19 protein-coding genes are annotated in these 20108 nt (G+C 65.8%); 10 read left to right on the top strand and 9 right to left on the bottom strand.

The window, feature by feature from the left end:
- Positions 1-8: 8 nt before the first annotated feature.
- On the top strand, positions 9-1190 hold the full coding sequence (locus NRS07_RS17630) for a tetratricopeptide repeat protein (protein ID WP_259209305.1): 1182 nt from the start codon (positions 9-11) through the stop codon (positions 1188-1190).
- Positions 1191-1220: 30 nt separating this feature from the next.
- Here the strand turns inward: NRS07_RS17630 and NRS07_RS17635 are convergent, their stop codons facing one another.
- Positions 1221-1739 carry a DNA-deoxyinosine glycosylase gene (locus NRS07_RS17635; RefSeq protein ID WP_259209306.1) on the bottom strand — a complete coding sequence of 173 codons (519 nt, stop codon included), beginning with the start codon at positions 1737-1739 and terminating at the stop codon, positions 1221-1223.
- Positions 1740-1854: 115 nt separating this feature from the next.
- Between NRS07_RS17635 and NRS07_RS17640 the strand changes: the two genes are divergently transcribed.
- From NRS07_RS17640 to NRS07_RS17650, 3 genes are read left to right on the top strand one after another with little or no spacing between them, the layout of a single operon-like run.
- Positions 1855-2301: a DUF962 domain-containing protein gene (locus tag NRS07_RS17640; RefSeq protein WP_259209308.1), complete on the top strand. Its 447-nt coding sequence runs from the start codon at positions 1855-1857 to the stop codon at positions 2299-2301.
- 56 nt (positions 2302-2357) lie between these two features.
- A complete protein-coding gene (locus NRS07_RS17645) occupies positions 2358-3296 on the top strand; it encodes a DMT family transporter (RefSeq protein WP_259209310.1) in 939 nt (312 codons plus the stop codon).
- Positions 3293-3775, top strand: coding sequence for a GNAT family N-acetyltransferase (locus NRS07_RS17650; RefSeq protein ID WP_259209312.1), 483 nt, complete (start codon positions 3293-3295; stop codon positions 3773-3775). The genes NRS07_RS17645 and NRS07_RS17650 overlap by 4 nt, the downstream gene beginning before the upstream one ends.
- Positions 3776-4078: 303 nt before the next feature.
- Here the strand turns inward: NRS07_RS17650 and hutI are convergent, their stop codons facing one another.
- The 8 genes from hutI to ada all read right to left on the bottom strand — a co-directional run bounded on the left by hutI (position 4079) and on the right by ada (position 14353).
- Positions 4079-5293 carry an imidazolonepropionase gene (hutI, locus tag NRS07_RS17655; protein WP_259213356.1) on the bottom strand — a complete coding sequence of 405 codons (1215 nt, stop codon included), beginning with the start codon at positions 5291-5293 and terminating at the stop codon, positions 4079-4081.
- Between the two features lies 1 nt (position 5294).
- Entirely contained in the window at positions 5295-5897 is a 603-nt protein-coding gene (locus NRS07_RS17660) for a HutD family protein (RefSeq protein ID WP_259209314.1), read from the bottom strand.
- Positions 5894-7273 (bottom strand): formimidoylglutamate deiminase, encoded by a 1380-nt coding sequence (locus NRS07_RS17665; protein WP_259209315.1) that lies wholly within the window; start codon positions 7271-7273, stop codon positions 5894-5896. The genes NRS07_RS17660 and NRS07_RS17665 overlap by 4 nt, the downstream gene beginning before the upstream one ends.
- Entirely contained in the window at positions 7270-8058 is a 789-nt protein-coding gene (hutG, locus tag NRS07_RS17670) for an N-formylglutamate deformylase (RefSeq protein WP_259209317.1), read from the bottom strand. Before hutG ends, NRS07_RS17665 begins: the two co-directional genes overlap by 4 nt.
- A gap of 20 nt (positions 8059-8078) precedes the next feature.
- Entirely contained in the window at positions 8079-9644 is a 1566-nt protein-coding gene (gene hutH / locus NRS07_RS17675; RefSeq protein ID WP_259209320.1) for a histidine ammonia-lyase, read from the bottom strand.
- 10 nt (positions 9645-9654) lie between these two features.
- Complete coding sequence (gene hutU, locus NRS07_RS17680; protein ID WP_259209322.1) at positions 9655-11358, bottom strand: urocanate hydratase; 1704 nt, start codon at positions 11356-11358, stop codon at positions 9655-9657.
- 141 nt (positions 11359-11499) lie between these two features.
- Positions 11500-13179: an amidohydrolase gene (locus NRS07_RS17685; protein ID WP_259209324.1), complete on the bottom strand. Its 1680-nt coding sequence runs from the start codon at positions 13177-13179 to the stop codon at positions 11500-11502.
- A 109-nt stretch (positions 13180-13288) separates the two neighbouring features.
- Positions 13289-14353 (bottom strand): bifunctional DNA-binding transcriptional regulator/O6-methylguanine-DNA methyltransferase Ada, encoded by a 1065-nt coding sequence (gene ada / locus NRS07_RS17690; RefSeq protein ID WP_259209327.1) that lies wholly within the window; start codon positions 14351-14353, stop codon positions 13289-13291.
- A gap of 148 nt (positions 14354-14501) precedes the next feature.
- Between ada and hutC the strand changes: the two genes are divergently transcribed.
- The 6 genes from hutC to NRS07_RS17720 all read left to right on the top strand — a co-directional run bounded on the left by hutC (position 14502) and on the right by NRS07_RS17720 (position 20082).
- Complete coding sequence (gene hutC / locus NRS07_RS17695) at positions 14502-15218, top strand: histidine utilization repressor (protein ID WP_259209329.1); 717 nt, start codon at positions 14502-14504, stop codon at positions 15216-15218.
- Between the two features lie 125 nt (positions 15219-15343).
- Complete coding sequence (locus NRS07_RS17700; RefSeq protein WP_259209331.1) at positions 15344-15760, top strand: response regulator; 417 nt, start codon at positions 15344-15346, stop codon at positions 15758-15760.
- Between the two features lie 240 nt (positions 15761-16000).
- Positions 16001-16327 (top strand): thioredoxin TrxA, encoded by a 327-nt coding sequence (trxA, locus tag NRS07_RS17705; RefSeq protein WP_259209332.1) that lies wholly within the window; start codon positions 16001-16003, stop codon positions 16325-16327.
- Between the two features lie 145 nt (positions 16328-16472).
- Positions 16473-17735 (top strand): transcription termination factor Rho, encoded by a 1263-nt coding sequence (rho, locus tag NRS07_RS17710; RefSeq protein WP_259209334.1) that lies wholly within the window; start codon positions 16473-16475, stop codon positions 17733-17735.
- Between the two features lie 225 nt (positions 17736-17960).
- Positions 17961-18230 (top strand): type B 50S ribosomal protein L31, encoded by a 270-nt coding sequence (locus tag NRS07_RS17715; RefSeq protein ID WP_259209337.1) that lies wholly within the window; start codon positions 17961-17963, stop codon positions 18228-18230.
- A 130-nt stretch (positions 18231-18360) separates the two neighbouring features.
- Positions 18361-20082: a glycosyltransferase family 39 protein gene (locus NRS07_RS17720; protein WP_259209339.1), complete on the top strand. Its 1722-nt coding sequence runs from the start codon at positions 18361-18363 to the stop codon at positions 20080-20082.
- Positions 20083-20108 lie beyond the last annotated feature (26 nt).

Here is a 20108-nt window from a genome sequence, read left to right on the forward strand (position 1 = left end):
GGTATGCCATGCCGCGCTTTACGGTCTTGTTGTCGTTATTGCTAACGTGGTCGCTGCTGGCCGGATGCGCCGGCATGCAGCCGCCCGCCGCGGCCCCTGCCCCGTTTGCCGATGCGCGCTTCGCGCCACCGCGCGACAAAGTCGGCGCCGACGACCTGTTCACCCTCAGTCCGGCGATGCGGGCTTACCTCAACAGCCACGCCTTTACCGTCCAGCTGCGCCAGCTGGGCCAGCACCGCGGCCTGGTCGCGGCGCTCTACAGCAAGAGCGATCTCAAGCTCCAATACGAATCCTCGAAAACCCGCACCGCCGCCGAAACCTATGCCGACCGCTCGGGCAACTGCCTGTCGCTGGTGATCATGACCGCGGCCTTTGCCAAGGAACTGGGCATGCCGGTTCGCTACCGCAGCGTGGACGTGGACGATGCCTGGAGCCGTAGCGCCGGCCTGTACCTGGCCAGCGCGCATGTCAATATCAGCCTGGGCCAGCGCGCAGAAAGCGGCGTGCGCAGCAGCGACCAGGACGACATGCTGCTGGTCGACTTCATTCCCCAGGACGCCGCGGCGCGCCTGCGCGCGCGCGAGGTCGACGAACAAGACATCGTCGCGCTCTACCTGAACAACCGCGCGGCCGAGATGCTGGTACAAGACCGCATCGACGACGCCTACTGGTGGGCGCGGGCGGCGGTGGCCAAGCGCCCCGGCATGCTCCGCGCCCTCAATACGCTCGGCGTCATCTACGAAAAGCATGGCGACATGCTGCTTGCCGAGCAAACCTACCGCGCGGCCCTGGAGCGCGAGCCGGAGAACATGGCGGTCATGCGCAACCTGCAGCCGGTGCTGGCCAGGCTGGGCAAGCAAGAAGAAGCAGCGGCGCTGGCCAGGCGCATCGCCAGCATCGAGCCCTATCCTCCCTACCACCACTTCGACCAGGGCATGATCGCGCTACGCGCCGGCGACTACGGCAAGGCCCGCGACCTGTTCGAGCGCGAGGTCAGGCGCGCCCCATACAACGACGAATTCCGCTTCTGGCTCGGCGTGTCGCACCTGCAGCTGGGCGAGCTGGGCCACGCCCGCGAGCAGATCGCCAAGGCGGTCGACACCAGCACCCGGCAGGAAATGCGGCAGGTTTATTCGGCCAAGCTGGCGCATTTGCGACGGGCGAGTGCGGCGCTGGCGCCCATCCGGTGAACGGCGCAATACCCCGGCCTGCGGCAGCATTCACGATCCTGCAGGCAGCGCCAGTTGGCGCCAGATCGCCAGCTTCTGTTCCAGGCGCATAGCCTGATGCGCCGGCGAACTCGATGGCAGCACCAGGCTACGATAACCAGCGGCAGCGAACTGCGGCGCAAACTTGCCCGCTGCCTGGCCGTTGAAGCCCACTGTTTGCAGCATGGGGCACACGGTGCGCAAGCGCTCGAAATCGTTGGCGGCCGCTTTGCGGATGCTTGCATCGAGGCTGCCTTCGCGCTCGCAGGCGCCCAGCACATCCCACAGGCCAAAGCCGTGCGCCAGCAGGCGCGTCAAGCGATCTTGATAGGGCAGCGCTGTCAGGTCGTCCTCGACAACGGCCGAGACGAGGGGCCAGAACTGGTTGCGCGGATGGGCGTAGTACTGCTGGGCGGCGAGCGAGGCGGCGCCGGGAAAGCTGCCGAGCACCAGCACGCGGGTGCCCGGCCCGATCACCGGGGCCAGCCCGGTCAGCGGCGCCGATTGTGGGGTGTCGAGGAAATGCGGCATGGTGGCATTGTAGTGCCAGGGCAGAACCGGGCGCTCGAGGTTTCGCCAACCATTGCGCCTGGATGCCGCGACAGGCGGTGTAGAATCGCCCGCAACAAGCCAGCCGGAGACCAGCATGGAGCACCGCACACCACCCCGCGATATCGACATCTTGCTGGAGCGCTATGGCGACAGCCACCAGAACCATACCAACGAAATCATCCACATCGTCTGCATCCCGCTGATTGTCCTGGGCCTGCTGGGCATCCTGTGGGCGATCCATCCGGTGCTGGCGGTGGCGGCCACGCTGGGCGCGCTCCATTACTACTACAAGCTCTCGCGCGGGTTTGCCATCGGGATGGGCGCGATGAGCGCCGCGATGCTGGGGGTGCTGGCGCTGATGCCGCCCATGACCGTGCTGCCGGTGTCGATCGCGGTGTTCGTGGTGGCGTGGATCGGCCAGTTCATCGGGCACAAGATCGAAGGGAAGAAGCCGTCCTTCCTGGATGACCTGCGGTTCTTGCTGATTGGGCCGCTGTTTGTGCTCAGCTTCCTGTATCGGCGCTTCAACCTGGCCTACTGACCGTTTGGTGGCAGGCAGATAGTGCGGGAACGCTGCCGAGCACGTATACTCCCGCGATGCCTTCTTCCGTCTTGTTTACCGTCGCCTCGCTGATCTGGGGCTCTACCTTCTTCGCCATCACGCTGCAGCTGGGCGAAGCGCCGCCGGCTGTGTCGGTGGCCTACCGCTTCTTTCTAGCCGCCGCGACGCTGTTCGTCATCTGCATCGTGCGGGGCGACCGCTTGCGGCTGCCGCTGCGTACCCACCGCTGGATTGCACTGCAGGGCGTGCTCACTTTCTGCATCTCGTACCTCTGCACCTACGAGTCCGAACAGTATGTGGTGTCGGGACTGGTGGCCGTGATGTTCGCGCTGATGGTGTTCTGGACGCCGCTCCTGAGCCGTTTATTCTTCGGCACCGGCATTTCGGCACGCACGGTCGTGTGCGGCGTAGCGGCCATTGCCGGCGTGGCCCTGCTGTTCTCGCATTCGCTCGCCATTGCCTGGCACGACTACCAGCGCGGGGGCAGCGCCAATTTCATCGCTGGCGTGATCCTGGCACTGGTGGCAACCATCGCCAGTTCGGCCGGCAGCATCGTGGTCAGCAAGGTGCAGCAAGAGTGCGCCAACCTGCCACTGAGCATGGCGTGGTCGATGCTATGGGGCGCCAGCCTGGTCACCGTATGGTCGCTGATGAATGGCGACCGCTTCGTGCTGCCCCCGAGTGCCACCTATTGGGCGGGGCTGGTCTACCTGTCGATCTTCGGTTCGGTGATCGCCTTCTTCGCCTACTTCACCCTGATCAACCGCATCGGCGCGCAGAAAACCGTGTATATCGGCGTCGTCACGCCGGTGCTGTCGGTACTGCTGTCGATCCAGCTCGAGGATTACCGTCCCGGGCCGGTCGAATTCGCCGGCATGGTCCTGTGCCTGGCCAGCGTGGCCTGGGCCCTGCATGCGCCCGCGGCCAGACCCGTGCAAGCTGCTAACCTGAACAACCCCATCGAAACCCCATGACCCAATTTACCATCCGCCCCGCTACCGCCCTCGACGTCGGCCATATCCAGTCCATGATCATGGAGCTGGCCGTATTCGAAAAACTCGAACATCAGGTGGTATCCACCGAAGCGCTGCTGCACGAAGGCCTGTTCGGCGCGCGTGCATCGTGCGAAGCCATCATCGGCGAAGAAGACGGCCAGGTGGTCGCTTTCGCCCTGTTCTTCCATAATTTCTCGACCTTCCTCACCAAAAAGGGCCTGTACCTGGAAGACCTCTACGTACTGCAGTCGCACCGTGGCAAGGGCTATGGCACCAGGATGCTGGCGCGCCTGGCGCAGATCGCGGTGGAACGCGAATGCGGGCGCTTCGAGTGGTCGGTGCTGGACTGGAACGAGCCGGCCATCCGGTTCTACAAGTCGATGGGTGCGGACGTCATGCCGGACTGGCGTATCTGCCGCCTCACTGGCGCCACCCTCACCGCCATGGCAGAACGCTGACACGGCGGCACAAAGAAAAACCCACGGGACCGGAAGGCACCGTGGGCGAACCCATTTTTACAAATGGGGAGGGGAGATGGTGAATCACACAGCTGAACTATAAAGCCGCTTTCTTAAAGTGGGATTAACGAGCGGGATTCATTCATGCATGCGGTTACCATGCTCGCCGCCTTGTCATACCCAGTAAGGTCATCATTCCTTAGCTGGAAACTGGCGCTTTGACGGCAATCAAGAAAAGCGAGGTCAGCTGCGGATAAGTCGGCAAGCACGACGAAACAGCTCCCTGTCCGTCTGCGCCGCGCCTTATCCGGGGGAGAGATGGGCGGGACGCAGCACGCCGCCGTTGACCACCGCGCGGCAGGGGTTCAAGCCCATCGCATAGGCCAGGTCGGCCGGGCGGGCGATATCCCACAAGGCCAGGTCGGCCACCTTTCCGGTTTCCAGCGTCCCGATCTCGCCGTCCAGGCCAAGCGCGCGCGCGGCGTGGCAGGTAGCGCCCAGCAGCGCCTCTTGCGGTGTCAGGCGCCACATGGTGCACGCCATGTTCATCGCCAGCAGCAGTGAACTCATGGGCGAGGTACCAGGATTGCAATCGGTGGCCACCGCCATCGGCACGCCGGCAGCGCGCAGCGCGGCGATTGGCGGCGGCGTGGTCTCGCGCAAGAAGTAATAGGCCCCCGGTAGCAGCACCGCCACGGTGCCGGCACGCGCCATCGCCTCGATGCCCTCTGGCGTGATGTGTTCGAGGTGGTCGGCCGACAGGCCGCCGAAGCGCGCCACCAGCTCGGCGCCGCCCTGGCTGGATAACTGTTCGGCATGCAGCTTGACCGGCAGGCCGAGCTTGTGCGCGGCGGCGAATACGCGCTCGGTCTGGGCAAGCGTAAAGCCGATCCGTTCGCAGAAAGCGTCCACCGCATCGATCAGGCCCTGGGCGGCGAGCTGCGGCAGCATGCGCTCGCACAGTTCATCGACATAGGCGTCGGGCCGGCCGGCGAATTCGGGCGGCAGAGCGTGGGCGCCCAGGAAGGTGCTAGCAACCCGCACCGGCAGGCGCTGCGCGAGCTCGCGCGCGGCGCGCAGCATGCGTTCTTCGGCGGCCAGCTCCAGGCCGTAGCCCGATTTGATTTCGATGGTGGTCACGCCTTCGGACAGGAGCTGGGCCACCCGCGGCAGGCTCTGGGCCAGCAGCGACCCGGCATCGGCCTGGCGCGTGGCGCGTACCGTCGACATGATGCCGCCGCCCTGGCGGGCGATGTCTTCGTAGGTGGCGCCGTTCAGACGCGCTTCCCATTCGTCGCTACGGTTGCCGGCGTGGACGATGTGGGTGTGGCAGTCGACCAGGCCCGGCGTCATCCACATGCCGCCGCAATCGTGTTCGGTCGCCGCCGCTGGTGCATCGCCGAGCGCGCCGAGCCAGGCAATGCGCCCGTCTTTCACCGCCAGTGCGGCATCTAGCATCTCGCCGTAGCCGTCCACCATCGTGGCCAGGCGCACGTTGATAAACAGCAGGTCCGCCATCTCACTCATACGCGGCTTCGTCTTCTTCGTTGTGATACCAGACGTCGACGATATAGATCAGCGCCTGCCCTGCTTCGAGCTTCCAGATCGAGCCGGCAGGAAGCACCACCGCGTCGAAGCGCACCAGGCCGATACGCTCCTTTTCGTTGCGCAGTTCCAGCGTCTCGCCTTCGGCCAGGAACAGCACGGTGACGTCGGCGCGCGCCACGAAGGTCGAGGTACCGGTGAGCCGGCGCCGCCCGAAGGTGTGGTAGCAGCGGTCGCTGCGCGTCATCGCATTGAAGTCGGTGCTGCCGCCGCGGTTGAGTTTTGCCGTGACGTGCGAACTACCGTCGAAGGCGATCACCGGATCGCCGTCGGTCACCAGCACCGGGTCGCCGTCGATATCGAGCGTCATGCCATGCCCTTCGACCAGCGCCAGCGTGCGGTCCACGCCGGGAAACTGCGAGAACGCGCCGTCTTTCTCGATGGTGGCGAGGCTCACGCGCCAGTCGAAATCCTCGAAGCCCGAATCGGGCGGCCCGATGGCGATTTCGGTCGTGCTGCCGCCGCCGTTTTTCCACGGCACCGGCGACAGACTAGCGAATTGGATCAGTACAGTCATTGGCTCACCTCGCGTAATTCATGAACGGCTTGTCGGTAGCGCTGCGCGATCGCATCCTGCGCCATGTGGCGGCCAGCCTGCACCACCCAGCGCCCGCCGCACAGCACATCGCGCACCAGGTTATCGTTACCGCAAAACAGGAAGCGCCCGAGTACGTCTGCGTCCGCCACCCCATCGAGGTTCGGATGCGTCCCGTCCAGCACCAGGAGGTCGGCACGCCGGCCCTGCTCGAGCGCGCCGACCTTGCGCCCGGTCGCCTGGGCGCCGCCGCGCAATGCAGCTTGCCACAAGTACTGGCCGATGTCGCGCTGTTCTGGTGTGAACGCGATATTGCGGCGCTGGTGCCTGAGCCGCTGGCCATATTCCAGCCAGCGCAATTCCTCGACCGGACTGTGCGATACATGGCTGTCGCTGCCGATGCCAAAGCGCCCGCCCGCCTCGATATAGTCTTGCAGCGGAAACAGGCCGTCGCCCAGGTTGGCCTCGGTGGTCGGGCACAAGCCGGCGATGGCGCCGCTGCGGGCCAGCGCGCGGGTTTCGTCCGCGTTGAGGTGGGTGGCATGCACCAGGCACCAGCGTTCGTCCACGCCGATATGCTCCATCAGGTACTCGACCGGGCGGCGTCTGGTGTGGGCGATGCTTTGCTCGACCTCGGCCTGCTGCTCGGCGATATGGATATGCAGCGGGCGTCCGGCCGGCAAGCCGGCGGCCAGCTCGCGCACTTGTTCAATGCTGGCCGCGCGCAGCGAGTGCGGCGCGGCGCCGACCTCGAGCTGCGGACCGCGCAGCACGCCGAGCGCATCGACGATGCCGAGGATGTCGTCGACGCCGGTGCGAAAGCGCTGCTGCTGCGGGCGCAGTGGCTGCTCGCCGAAACCGGCATGGCTGTACAGCACCGGCAGCAGCGTCACCCCCATGCCGGTGGCGTGTCCGGCGGCCGCGATGCGTTCGGCGGTTTCGGCCGGGCGCGCATACGCTTGGCCGCCCGGTGCGCGCTGCAGGTAATGAAATTCGCACAGCGAGGTATAACCGTGGCGCAGGCATTCCGAAAACAGCTGGGCGGCGATTGCCTCGATTTGCTCGGGCGTGATGCGCGCGGCGAAACGGTACATCAGGTCGCGCCAGGTCCAGAAGCTGTCGTGGCCACCATCGGCGCCCGCCGCGGCGCGCTCGGTGAGCCCGCCCAGCGCGCGCTGGAAGGCGTGCGAATGCAGGTTGACCATGCCCGGCACCACGTAGTCGGCGCGCGCCACGCCCAGCGGCGGCGCGGCCTGAGGCGCCACGCGGGTCAGCTCGCCATGCACGTCCCATTCGAGCAGCACGTCGCGCTGCCAGCCTTGCGGCAGCAGTGCATGGCGGGCGAACAAGGCCCTCATGCGCGCACCCAGTCGGCGGCCGCGCCGATCATGGCGCGCAGCAGCGGCTGCACCTGCGCCGCCACCTCGGGACGGTAGTCGAAGGGCGCCGCCTCGTTCATGTACAGGCATTGGCACATCTCGAGCTGGATCGCGTGCACATTGTCCTGCGGCTGGCCGTAGTGGCGGGTGATGTGGCCGCCCTTGAAGCGCCCGTTGACGGCAATGCTGAAACGGTCCTGCGCCCGCGCGACGCCAACCACCGCCTGCTCCAGGCCGGGTGCGCAGGAGGCGCCGTCGGCGGTGCCGAAATTCAGGTCGGGCAGGCGGCCCTCGAAGAAGCGCGGCACGCTGGAGGCGATCGAATGGGCGTCCCACAGCACCACGCGGCCGAACTCGGCCTTCAGGCGGTCGAGTTCGGCGCGCAACTGGGCGTGGTAGGGCATCCAGTAGCGCTGCAGGCGGCGCTGCACCTCCGCCTCGTCCGGCGTGCGGCCCGGCAGGTAGAGGGGCTCGCGGCCGAAGGTATCGACCGGGCACAGCCCCGTGGTGTCCATCCCCGGGTACAGATTGGTGTTCTCCGGCGGGCGGTTCAGGTCGATCAGGTAGCGCGACCAGCGCGCCGAGATGGTCGACACGCCCATCTCTTCCAGGAAGCCGTAGAGTTCGGGCAGGTGCCAGTCGGTGTCCGCGCGCGCTGCCGCGCAGGGCGACATCAATCCTGCTACCTCGTCCGGGATATCGGTGCCCGCGTGGGGCATCGACACCAGTACCGGAAGCCTGCCTGCCTTGAACCGAAAATCCATTGCCCCTCCTGGGTGGTGTGTTACGGGTGTAATGCGACGAACAATTCCTTGCACGTGGCCGACAGCTCGCCATTGACTACCATCGTGCGGGCGGCCTCGATGTCCGGCGCGAAGAAGCGGTCGGCATCATACGGGGCTACCTGCGCGCGCAGCTGCGCATGCACGTGCTCGAGGTGGCTTGACGTGCGCAGCGGACGGTGAAATTCGATGCCCTGCGCCGCCGCCAGCAGCTCGATTCCCACGATGACCGAGGTATTGTGCGCCATCTGGTCCAGACGGCGCGCCGCGAAGGTGGCCATGCTGACATGGTCTTCCTGGTTGGCCGAGGTCGGCAGGCTATCGACGCTGGCCGGATGGGCCAGCGACTTGTTCTCGGACGCCAGCGCCGCTGCGGTGACGTGGGCGATCATGAAGCCCGAATTCAGGCCCGGCTCGCGCACCAGGAAGGCGGGCAGGCCGGACAGGTTGGCGTCGATCAGCAGCGCGATACGGCGCTCGGACAGCGCACCGATCTCGGCGATGGCCAGGGCCAGCGTGTCGGCGGCAAAGGCCACCGGCTCGGCATGGAAATTACCGCCCGAGAGGATGTCGCCGGACGCGGCGACATCCGGCGCCCCTGGGAACAGCAGCGGATTATCGGTGACGGCATTGGCTTCGATCAGCAAGGTGCGGCCGGCGTTGGCGATGATGTCCATCGCCGCGCCCATTACCTGCGGCTGGCAGCGCAGGCTGTACGGGTCTTGCACGCGCTCGTCGCCAACCAGGTGCGAGGCGCGGATCGCGCTGCCCGCCACCAGCTCGCGGTAGATGCCGGCGGCCGTGATCTGGCCCGGCTGGCCGCGTACCGCGTGGATGCGCGCATCGAACGGCGCGTCGCTGCCGCGCGCGGCGTCGAGCGAGAGCGCCCCCGCCACCATGCCCGCTTCCAGCACGCGCTCGGCCATGAACAGGCCGTGCAGCGCCAGCGCGGTTGACACCTGGGTACCGTTGATCAGGGCCAGGCCTTCTTTCGCGCCCAGTGTCACCGGAGCAATCCCGGCGGCGTCGAGCGCGTCCATCGCCTCGACGATCTCGCCGCGATAGCGCACCGGGCCCACGCCCAGCATCGCCAGCGTCATGTGGGCCAGTGGCGCCAAATCGCCCGAGGCGCCGACCGAGCCCTGGCAGGGAATCGCCGGCATGATGCCCGCGTTGTACAGCGCGACCAGGGTCTCGATGATGACCGGACGCACGCCGGAATAGCCGCGTGCCAGGCTGCCGATCTTGGTCAGCATGATCAGGCGCACGATGTTGTCCGCGATCAGCGGACCGGTACCGACCGCATGCGACAGGATCAGGTTGCGCTGCAGCGCGGCCAGCTGCTCGTTCGGAATATGGGCCTTGGCCAGGATGCCGAAACCGGTGTTGATGCCATATGCCGGGTCGCCCTTGGCGACGATGGCGTCGACCAGCGCGAGCGAAGCCTGCACTGCCGGCCAGGCGCTGGGCGCCAGGGTGAGCGGCGCGTGGCCGGCCCAGACCGCGCGCAGGTCGTGTAAGCCCAGCTGGCCGGGTTGAAGGGTAATACCGTGGTTGGTCTGGTTCATACGTTCGCTCTTACTTGATCATCGGAAGGTTCAGGCCGTTGCGCCTGGCCGTGTCGATCGCGCTCTGGTAGCCGGCGTCGGCATGGCGCATCACGCCCGAGCCGCTGTCATTGACCAGGACCCGCGCCAGGCGTTCGCTGGCGGCGTCGCTGCCATCGGCCACGATCACCACGCCCGAGTGCTGCGAATAGCCCATGCCTACCCCGCCGCCATGGTGCAGCGACACCCAGGTGGCGCCGCCGGCGGTGTTGAGCAGGGCGTTGAGCAGCGGCCAGTCAGAGACCGCATCGGTGCCGTCGCGCATTGCTTCGGTTTCGCGGTTCGGGCTGGCAACCGAACCGGTATCGAGGTGGTCGCGGCCGATCACGATCGGCGCTTTCAGCTCGCCGCTGCGGACCATCTCGTTGAAGGCCAGGCCGGCCAGATGGCGCTCGCCCAGGCCGAGCCAGCAGATACGCGCCGGCAGGCCCTGGAAGGCGATGCGCTCGCGCGCCATGTCGAGCCAGCGGTGTACCTGCGCGTTCTGCGGAAACAGCTCCTTGATCTTGGCGTCGGTCTTGTAGATATCTTCCGGGTCGCCCGACAGCGCCACCCAGCGAAACGGGCCGCGGCCTTCGCAGAACTGGGGACGGATATAGGCTGGCACGAAGCCGGGGAAGTCGAAGGCATTCTCGACGCCCTGGTCTTTCGCCACCTGGCGAATGTTGTTGCCGTAGTCGACCGCGTGGCAGCCCATCGCCTTGAAGTCGAGGATGGCGCGCACGTGGAGCGCGCACGATGCGGCGGCATCGGCCACCAGCCGCGCGTGCTGGCCAGGGTCCTGCTGGGCGGCCTTCCATTCTTGCACCGTCCAGCCGCTCGGCAGGTAGCCATTGACCAGGTCGTGCGCCGAGGTCTGGTCGGTGACCAGGTCGGGCTTGATGCCGCCTGCCCGCGCGCGCCGCACCAGCTCCGGCAGCACGTCGGCGGCATTGCCGAGCAGGCCGATGGAAACAGCTGCGCGTTGCTCGACCGCGTGCTTGATCATGGCCAGCGCCTCGTCGATGTCTTTTGCCTGTCGGTCGAGGTAGCGGGTGCGCAGGCGGAAATCGATGCTGGCCTGCTGGCATTCAACCGTCAGCGACGCTGCCCCCGCGAAGCTCGCGGCCAGCGGCTGGGCGCCGCCCATGCCGCCCAGGCCCGCGGTCAGGATCCAGCGCCCGGCCATGTCGCCGCCAAAGTGCTGGCGGCCGGCTTCGGCGAAGGTCTCGTAGGTGCCCTGCACGATGCCCTGGGTGCCGATATAGATCCAGCTGCCAGCGGTCATCTGGCCGTACATGAACAGACCCTTGCGGTCGAGCTCATTGAAATGGTCCCAGTCGGCCCACTTTGGCACCAGGTTGGAGTTCGCCAGCAGCACGCGCGGCGCGTCCGGGTGGGTGCGGAATACGCCGACCGGCTTGCCGGACTGGATCAGGAGGGTTTCGTTGTCTTCGAGTTCGCGCAGCGAGGCCAAAATCTGGTCATAGCATTCCCAGTTGCGGGCAGCGCGTCCGATGCCGCCGTAGACCACCAGCGCCTGCGGATTTTCCGCGACCTCGGCGTCGAGATTGTTCTGGATCATGCGGTAAGCGGCTTCGGTGAGCCAGCTCTTGCAGGAAAGCTCGGTGCCGCGCGGGGCGCGGATGGATCGGGTCGGATCGAAGCGTGGGTCTTGCGACGTTGGTTGGCTCATGGCGGCTCCTGGGTGGAAGTGCAGCAATGAAGTCTAGGTTGTCTATACAACCAAGTCAACCGGTTTTGGTGCGCGCTTTGCGCTGCCCCGCTGGATCGGCAGGAACACCTGCCCATCCAGCGGGGTGCGCCGGTTGAATCCCTATTTCTTGAACACCTGCCTGCCGCCGACCCAGGTCTCGAGCACGCCGGTCTTGTGGATGTCGTAAGTCGGCATCTTGAACAGATCGCGGTCGATCACGATGAAGTCGGCTTGCTTGCCCGGCTCCAGCGAGCCCAGGGTGTTTTCCTGGTGGCCGGCATAGGCCGCATCGAGCGTGAAGCAGCGGAAGGCTTCCTTGAGCGACATCGCCTGGTTCGGGTACCAGCCGGCCACTGGCTGGCCGCTGGCGTCCATGCGGGTGACGGCGGCGTGAATGCCGAAGAAGGGGTTGGGCGACTCCACCGGGAAATCCGAGCCGCAGGCAATGCGCGAGCCCTGGTGCAGGAAGCTGCGCCAGGCATAGGCGCCCTTGATGCGTTCCGGCCCGACCCGGTTTTCGGCCATGTTCTTGTCGGACGTGGCGTGGGTCGGCTGCATCGACGGAATGATGCCGATCGATTTGAAGCGCGCAATGTCGCCTGGCGCGACGACCTGGGCGTGCTCGATGCGGTGGCGCTGGGCACCGCTATTGGTGGCAGCGACCTGCTTCTTGTAGATGTCGAGGATCTGCTTGTTGCCGGCGTCGCCAATGGCATGCACGTTGACCTGGTAACCCTTGCGCATGGCCTTGGTCATCATGGCGTCCATCTGGGCGGTCTTGAAGAACAGCAGGCCGTGCGAATGCGCTTCGTCGCTGTACGGCTTGACGAGCGCGGCGCCGCGGCTGCCCAGCGCGCCGTCGGAATACAGCTTGACCGCGCGCAGCGCATACATGCCGTTGGCGTAATCGCGCAGTGGTCCATTTTTTGCCAACTGGTCAAAATCCTTGTCGGTGCCGCCGATCATGCCGTAGATGCGTGCAGTCAGCTTGTTGTCGTCGGCGTAAGCGCGGTACAGGCGGTCTTCGGCCACGCTGACGCCGGCATCGTGCACGCTGGTCAAGCCGACCCGGGCGATTTCCTGCAGCGAACGCTCCAGCACCTTGCGGCCCTCGGCCTCGGTCTGGGTTGGCATCACTTTCGTGACCAGCTCCTGTGCGGCGTCGATCAGCACGCCGGTGGCCTCGCCATTGGCATCGCGCTCGATCTTGCCGCCGGCCGGATCGGGCGTGGATTTCGTGATGCCGGCCAGCGCCAGCGCGCGGCTGTTGGCCCAGCCGGCGTGACTGTCGACGCGCTCGAGCCATACCGGGCGGCTCGATTCGACCGGATCCAGGTCGGCGGCGGTGGGGAAGCGCCCCAGCTTCCAGTTTTCCTGGTTCCAGCCGCGGCCGCGGATCCAGGCCAGGCCCGGATGCGCGCGCGCATAGGTGGCGATGGCGGCGGTCGCATCGGCCAGCGAGGTGGTGCCGGACAAATCGAGCTGGGTCAGTTGCTGGCCCAGGCCGAATACGTGGCCGTGGGCGTCGATCAGGCCTGGCAGCACGGTACGGCCACCCATGTCCACCTGGCGCGCGCCCGGTGCCCTGGCAGCGACCTCGGCGGCCGTGCCGACAGCCGTGATGCGCCCCTTGTCGTCATAGGCCAGCGCGCTGAACTGCACCAGCTCGCCTTTGCTGTTGAGGGTGTAGCCGTTGGCGTTGGCAATGACCGTGTCGGCGTGGGCCGCTGCCGTCACACCAAGGACGCCGAGGCCGGCAAGGACAATCAGGGAAGACAGGGGGGACCGGCGCGCGCGCATATGCTTTTCTTTTCTCCGTATTGAAGGGATTCCAGGCCTGGTGGGCGTGGCACCAGGCAGTGTATCGCAATGCCGGCAGCCGGAACAGCGCCCGGAGCCGAGCCGGGCCTCAGCCCCCGGCCTCGCGTTCGAGCAGGGTGCGCTTGCGCTCGATGCCCCAGCGATAGCCAGACAGCGCGCCGTCCTGGCGCACCACGCGGTGGCAGGGAATCGCCACCGCTACCGGGTTGGCCGCACAGGCGCCGGCCACGGCGCGCGCTCCCGCGGGCAGGCCGACGCGTTCGGCCAGCTCGGCATAGCTGACGGTGGTGCCGGCCGGCACCGCGCGCAGCGCTTCCCACACGCGGCGCTGAAAGGCGGTGCCGCGCACGTCCAGCGGCAGGTCCAGCCCCAGGTGTGGCGCCTCGACCAGGCCGACAACCTGCGCCACGGTCTGCTCGAAAGCGGGCTCCGCGCCCTTGAGTTCGGCCCGCGGGAAGCGCTCCTGCAGGTCGCGCACCAGCGGCTCCGGCTCGTCGCCCAGCAGGATCGCGCACATGCCGCGCTCGGTGGCCGCCACCAGGATCGCGCCCAGCGAGCAGGCGCCGACCGCGAACCGGATCGTCTCGCCCTGGCCGCCCGCGCGGTAACGGCCAGGGGTCATGCCGAGCGCGCCGGCACTGGCTTCGTACAGCCGGCCGCTCGAGCCGAAACCGGCGTCGTACAGCGCAGCAGTGACGCTCTGGGCCGTCCCCAGGCCCTGCTGCAGGCGCGCCGTGCGGCGCGCGCTGGCGTAGGCCTTGGGCGTGATCCCGGTATGCGCCTTGAAGATGCGGTGGAAGTGAAAGCGGCTCATGCCGACCGCCTGTGCCAGGCTGTCGAGGTCAATGGCCGCCTCGGCCGCATCGATCAGGCGGCAGGCGCGCGTTACCGCTTGTGCCTGGCGCTCGGCCAGCGGCGGCAGCGCAGGGTGGCAGCGCTGGCAGGCGCGAAAGCCGGCAGCTTCGGCGGCGGCGCAGTCAGGATGGAAGGCGACATGGGCGCGCAGCGCGCCGCGCGATGGGCACGAGGGCCGGCAGTACACGCCGGTCGTGCTGACCGAGTAATAGAACCGGCCGTCGGCGTCGGGGTCGCGCCGCTGCACGGCGGCCCAGCGGGCATCATCGGTGTCGTCAATGCTGGTCATGGCATGCATGGTGGTTCCCGGTTCGGTAGCGATGAAAGCAGCCTAGCGCTGTTGCGCCCCGCGGGCACTCCGGGTCTTGCTTTCGAATGGCGATGCTAAAATCGATGCCGGCGGCATCCCCGCCGCATAGCCCACCGACCGCTCCCCGGAGAGTAATTTGGAAGAATACACCGCGCAAGAGAGCACGCCAGTTTTCCAGCGCATCAAGGATTACCTGGTCGGCGAAATCGTGGCCGGGCGCAGGAAAGAAGGCGACCTGGTACCCTCGGAGCAGGCGCTGGTGCGCCAGTTCGGGGTCTCGCGCATGACGGTCAACCGCGCGGTGCGCGAGCTTACCGCCGAGGGGGTGCTGACGCGCCGCCAGGGTTCGGGAACCTACGTCGCGCCGCAAAAATACCAGGCCACGCTGGTAGAGATCCGCAACATCGCCGACGAGATCCGCTCGCGCGGCCGTATCCACCGCAGCCAGGTGCGCCTGCTGCGCGAAGAGCCTGCGTTAGATGAGCTCGCTGCCGGGTTCGGGCTGACGCCGGGCATGTCGCTCTTTCATTCGGTGATCGTGCACTTCGAGAACGACGTGCCGATCCAGGTCGAAGACCGCTGGGTCAACCCGGCCTGCGCGCCCCATTACCTGGAGCAGGACTTCTGCACGATCACGCCCAACGAGCACCTGATGGCGGCCGCTCCGCTGCAGGGCGCCACCTATGGCATCGAGGCGCAGCCTGCCCCGGACGACATCGCGGACATGCTGGCGGTCGAGCCTGGCCTGGCCTGCCTGGTGCTGCATCGGCGCACCACTTCCGGCGGACGGGTGGCGTCGACCGCGACGATGTGGCATCCGGGCCATCTGGCGCGGTTTACCGGCAGCGTCTGAGTTCGCGGCGGGGCCGCTGCAACTATCGAGCAACTGTCGTGCAACACTATTGTTCAATATTTCCACGACAATAGAAAACTTCGCCATAATGGCCGGGTTCCAACCGCCGCCAACGCTTTGCCTCCATGATGCCAGCTTCTCCGCCCGCCCCGTTCGCCGCCGCGTCGCATAAAGCGTCGCAACGCGTGTTGCTGCTGGACGACGACCGCTTCATGCTTGCCATGCTGCGCGATATGCTGGAAGACTTCGGGTCCTTCGATGTTCATGCCGAACTCGACGCCCGCTCGGCACTGGCCGAGTTGCCGCGCCACGCCCCCGACCTGTTGATCTGCGACCTGGCCATGCCCGACATGGACGGCATCGAATTCTTGCAGGCGGCGGCCGGGCAAGGTTTCCGCGGCCGGGTGATCCTGGTGTCGGCGCTCGAGGACGGGGTGCGCGACGCCGCCACCGAGCTGGCCCGCGCCATTGGGCTGCAGGTGGCGGGTGCCTTCCGCAAGCCGGTTGCGGCCGAGCAGTTACGGCGCGCGGTGCAATGTTGAGATTTTGTACAAGCTACCTACCCATTTTAAAAAAATGGGGTATTATTCGGCACATCCCCGCCTGACATCCCCTTGCCGTCCTTCCATATTGAATCGTGCACACAGTGCCTCCACCATTGTGTAACATTAAATTATTCAATGGCATGCGCAATGCGCAATGCAAGGAAAGCCGGCCAGGAATACGCAGGATCGGCATTGGCCGCGAGCCGTTAATTGATCCTTACCTCTTTTGAGGAACCTATGAGCGAAAACATTAAACATATCAGCGATGCAAACTTCGATGCCGAAGTGCTCAAATCCGAGCTTCCGGTACTGGTCGACTTCTGGGCCGAGTGGTGCGGTCCGTGCAAGATGATTGCACCGATCCTCGAAGAAGTCGCCAAAGAATACGAAGGCAAGCTGGTCATCGCCAAGGTAGACGTCGATGCGAACCAGGCCGTACCGGCCCAGTTCGGCATCCGCGGTATCCCGACCCTGATCCTGTTCAAGAACGGCGCAGTGGCAGCCCAGAAAGTCGGCGCCATGGCCAAGGGTCAATTGACGCAGTTTATCGACAGCAACATCTGATACCATAGCGACGGCAGCGCGCCCGCGTTGCCGTCATTATCGGGAAGCCAGCCGGCTCCGGCGCTTCCAGTCCGACGCAGTTTAACGAACCCACGTTGTTCCCTCCCCTACCTTTACTTTCCCGTCACGGGACACCCACACAAACATGCATTTATCTGAACTGAAGGCAATGCACGTCTCCGCGCTGCTGGAGATGGCTATCGGCCTCGACATCGACAACGCAGCACGCCTGCGCAAACAGGAACTGATGTTCGCGATCCTGAAGAAGCGCGCCAAGGGCGGAGAGCAGATCTTCGGCGACGGCGCCCTCGAAGTGCTGCCCGACGGCTTCGGCTTCCTGCGCTCGCCTGACGCCAGCTACATGGCCTCGACCGACGATATCTATATCTCGCCGTCGCAGATCCGCCGGTTCAACTTGCATACGGGTGACTCGATCGAAGGTGAAGTGCGCACGCCGAAAGACGGCGAGCGCTATTTCGCGCTGGTCAAGGTGGACAAGGTCAACGGCGAATCGCCCGAAGCCTCGAAGCACCGCATCCTGTTCGAAAACCTGACGCCCCTGCACCCGAACGAGCCGCTGCGGCTCGAGCGCGACATGAACGGCCAGGAAAACATCACCGGCCGCATCATCGACCTGATCTCGCCGATCGGCAAGGGCCAGCGCGGCCTGCTGGTGGCTTCGCCCAAGTCGGGCAAGTCGGTCATCCTGCAGCATATCGCCCACGCGATCACGGCCAACCACCCGGACTGCACGCTGATCGTGCTGCTGATCGACGAGCGTCCGGAAGAAGTGACCGAGATGCAGCGTTCGGTGCGCGGCGAAGTCGTCGCCTCTACTTTCGACGAGCCAGCTACCCGCCACGTGCAGGTCGCCGAGATGGTGCTGGAAAAAGCCAAGCGCCTGGTCGAGATGAAGAAAGACGTGGTCATCCTGCTCGACTCGATCACCCGCCTGGCACGCGCCTACAACACCGTGATCCCGGCTTCAGGCAAGGTGCTCACCGGTGGTGTCGACGCCAACGCGCTGCAGCGTCCGAAGCGTTTCTTCGGCGCCGCCCGCAATATCGAAGAAGGCGGCTCGCTGACCATCATCGCTACCGCGCTGATCGAAACCGGTTCGCGCATGGACGACGTGATCTTTGAAGAATTCAAGGGCACCGGCAACATGGAAGTGCACCTCGAGCGCCGCCTGGCCGAAAAGCGCGTCTACCCGGCGATCAACCTGAACAAATCGGGTACCCGTCGCGAAGAACTGCTGATCAAGCCGGACCAGCTGCAAAAAATCTGGATCCTGCGCAAGCTGCTGTACTCGATGGACGAGATCGAAGCGATGGAGTTCATCCTCGACAAGATGCGCGCGACTAAGAACAATGTCGAATTCTTCGACATGATGCGCCGCGGCGGCTAAGCACCGACGCAGCAACGCGCCAGAGGCGGCCTGCGGGCCGCTTTTGTCGTTTGCGCGGATGCTGTTGCAAGCGCAAGCGCAAGCGCGGCAGTAGCGTTGCCTTCGACCCCAAACCAATTTATAATCTTCGGTTCAGTCCACCCTGGCAAGTGAGCGGCAATCGGGTCAAGAAGCAGGACGACCGCCGAAGTGCTGTTTGGCTACCAACTCTTAGAAAGCAATACCATGAAGACCGATATCCACCCAACTTACCGTGACGTCGTGTTCCACGACCTGTCGTGCGACTTCAAGTTCGTCACCCGTTCGACCATCAACACCCGCGATACGATCCAGCACGAAGGCAAAGAATATCCGCTGGTCAAGATCGAAGTCTCGGCTGAATCGCACCCGTTCTTCACCGGCAAGCACAAGATCGTCGACACCGCTGGCCGCGTCGAGAAGTTCCGCCAGAAGTTCGGCGCAGTCGGTTCGAAGACCGCCGTCGCCAACGGCTGATCGGTCACAGCACGACCTGCACACCCGGGCCACTGCGCCCGGCGTTGCCAGAGAAGAAGCCGGTTCACCGGCTTCTTTTTTTTTCGCGGCTATACTACGCGACTATTCTCATCCCGCAACAGACTGACCGATGAAACCCGTCCGCCTTCCCGCCGCCGCCACGCTGGCGCTGCCCCGCTGGGCCCTGCTCGCGCTGGGCATGCTGTACATCCTGCCGGGCCTGATCGGCCGCGACCCGTGGAAGGAAGACGCCGGCCCCTTCGGCATCATGTGGACCATGGCGCATGGTGGCCTGGACGACTGGCTGTACCCGAATATCGCCGGCCTGGCGGCCAGCCAGGAAGGCCCGCTGGCATTCTGGCTCGGCGCACTATGCATCAAGCTGTTCGGCCCGATCCTGGGCGACGTGCTCGCTGCGCGCGTCTCGACCATCGGCATCTTCGTCACCGGCGCGATGTCGCTCTGGTACACCGCTTTTCACCTCGGCCGCCGCGCCGAAGCCCAGCCGCTGCGGCTGGCCTTCGGCGGCCAGCCGGAGCCCGACGACTACGGCCGCACCCTGGGCGACACCGCGGTTCTGATCTACCTCGGCTGCCTGGGCTTGCTGGTGCAAAGTCACCTGACCCTGGCTGCGACGCTGCAGGGTGCCCTGCTCGCCTATTTCCTGTACCGCGCGGTGCGCTATGTCGAAAACGCCAGCACCCGCAATGCGGTGCTGGTCGGCCTGGCCCTCGGTGCGCTGGCGCTCACGCGCGGCTTCATGCCGCCAGTCATGCTGGTGCTGGCGCTGTTCGCCTGCACGCGCTACCTGAAGCTGCACACGGCCGCGACGGTGCGCCACCTGGGCATCGCGGCAGGCGTCGCGTTTCTGATCACCCTGGTCTGGATCCTGCCTGCGGCCAGCCTCAAGCCCTACGGCCTGTCGCCAGTGGGCGAATGGCTGGCCTGGAATGCCGGCCAGATCGGCTTGCCGGGCTGGGCCTCGCTGAAAGGCTTCCTGCGTATTGGAGTGTGGTATTTCTGGCCGGCCTGGCCGTTTGCATTGTGGGCGCTCTGGGCCTGGCGGCGCCAGCAGCACCTGCTGCACATTGTGATGCCGGTAATGTTCTTCGGGGCGCTGGCGCTGCTCATGCTGTGCGATCCGGAGCCGGAAAACGCCGACTTTCTCAAGATGCTGGCGCCACTGGCGCTGATGGCCGCTTTCGGTTTGCCAACCATGAAGCGCGGCACCATCAATGCGATCGACTGGTTCTCGGTCATGGTGCTGACCATGCTCGGCGCGCTGATCTGGCTGTTCTGGATCGCCAAGCTGACCGGCTGGCCCGCGCAGCTGGCCAAGAACGCGCTCAAGCTGGTACCCGGCTTCAAGCCCGAAGTTGGCATCATTGCCTTCATGGTGGCGGCCGCGGCCAGCATCGGCTGGATCATGCTGGTACATTGGCGCCTGTCGCGCCAGCCTTCGGTACTATGGCGCGCGGTGGTGCTGTCCTCGAGCGGTCTGATCCTGGTGTGGGTACTGCTGATGACGCTGTTCCTGCCCGACCTCAACTACAGCAAGAGCTATGCCGGCGTCGCCCAGCAAATCGCGGCGCGCCTGCCGCCCGATGCCGGCTGCATCGATACCAATGTCGGACCGGCCCAGCGCGCTTCGTTTGCCTATTTTGGCCGCCTGCCTTTTGCCGGTCTGGGCGGCGGGGAGTGCAACTACGTGCTGCTCCAGGACAGCATCAAGCATCGTGACGACAACATTCTCGCGCGCCGCCATGGCGTGCGCGGCGCCACCCTGCTATGGGAGGGCCGGCGCGCCTCCGACCGCGACGAACGCTTCCGGCTGTTCCGCCGTAGCCGATAACACCCCGCTCGCCTCGCAAGCTGCAA

Source organism: Massilia sp. H6, assembly GCF_024802625.1.
Lineage (GTDB): Bacteria > Pseudomonadota > Gammaproteobacteria > Burkholderiales > Burkholderiaceae_D > Telluria.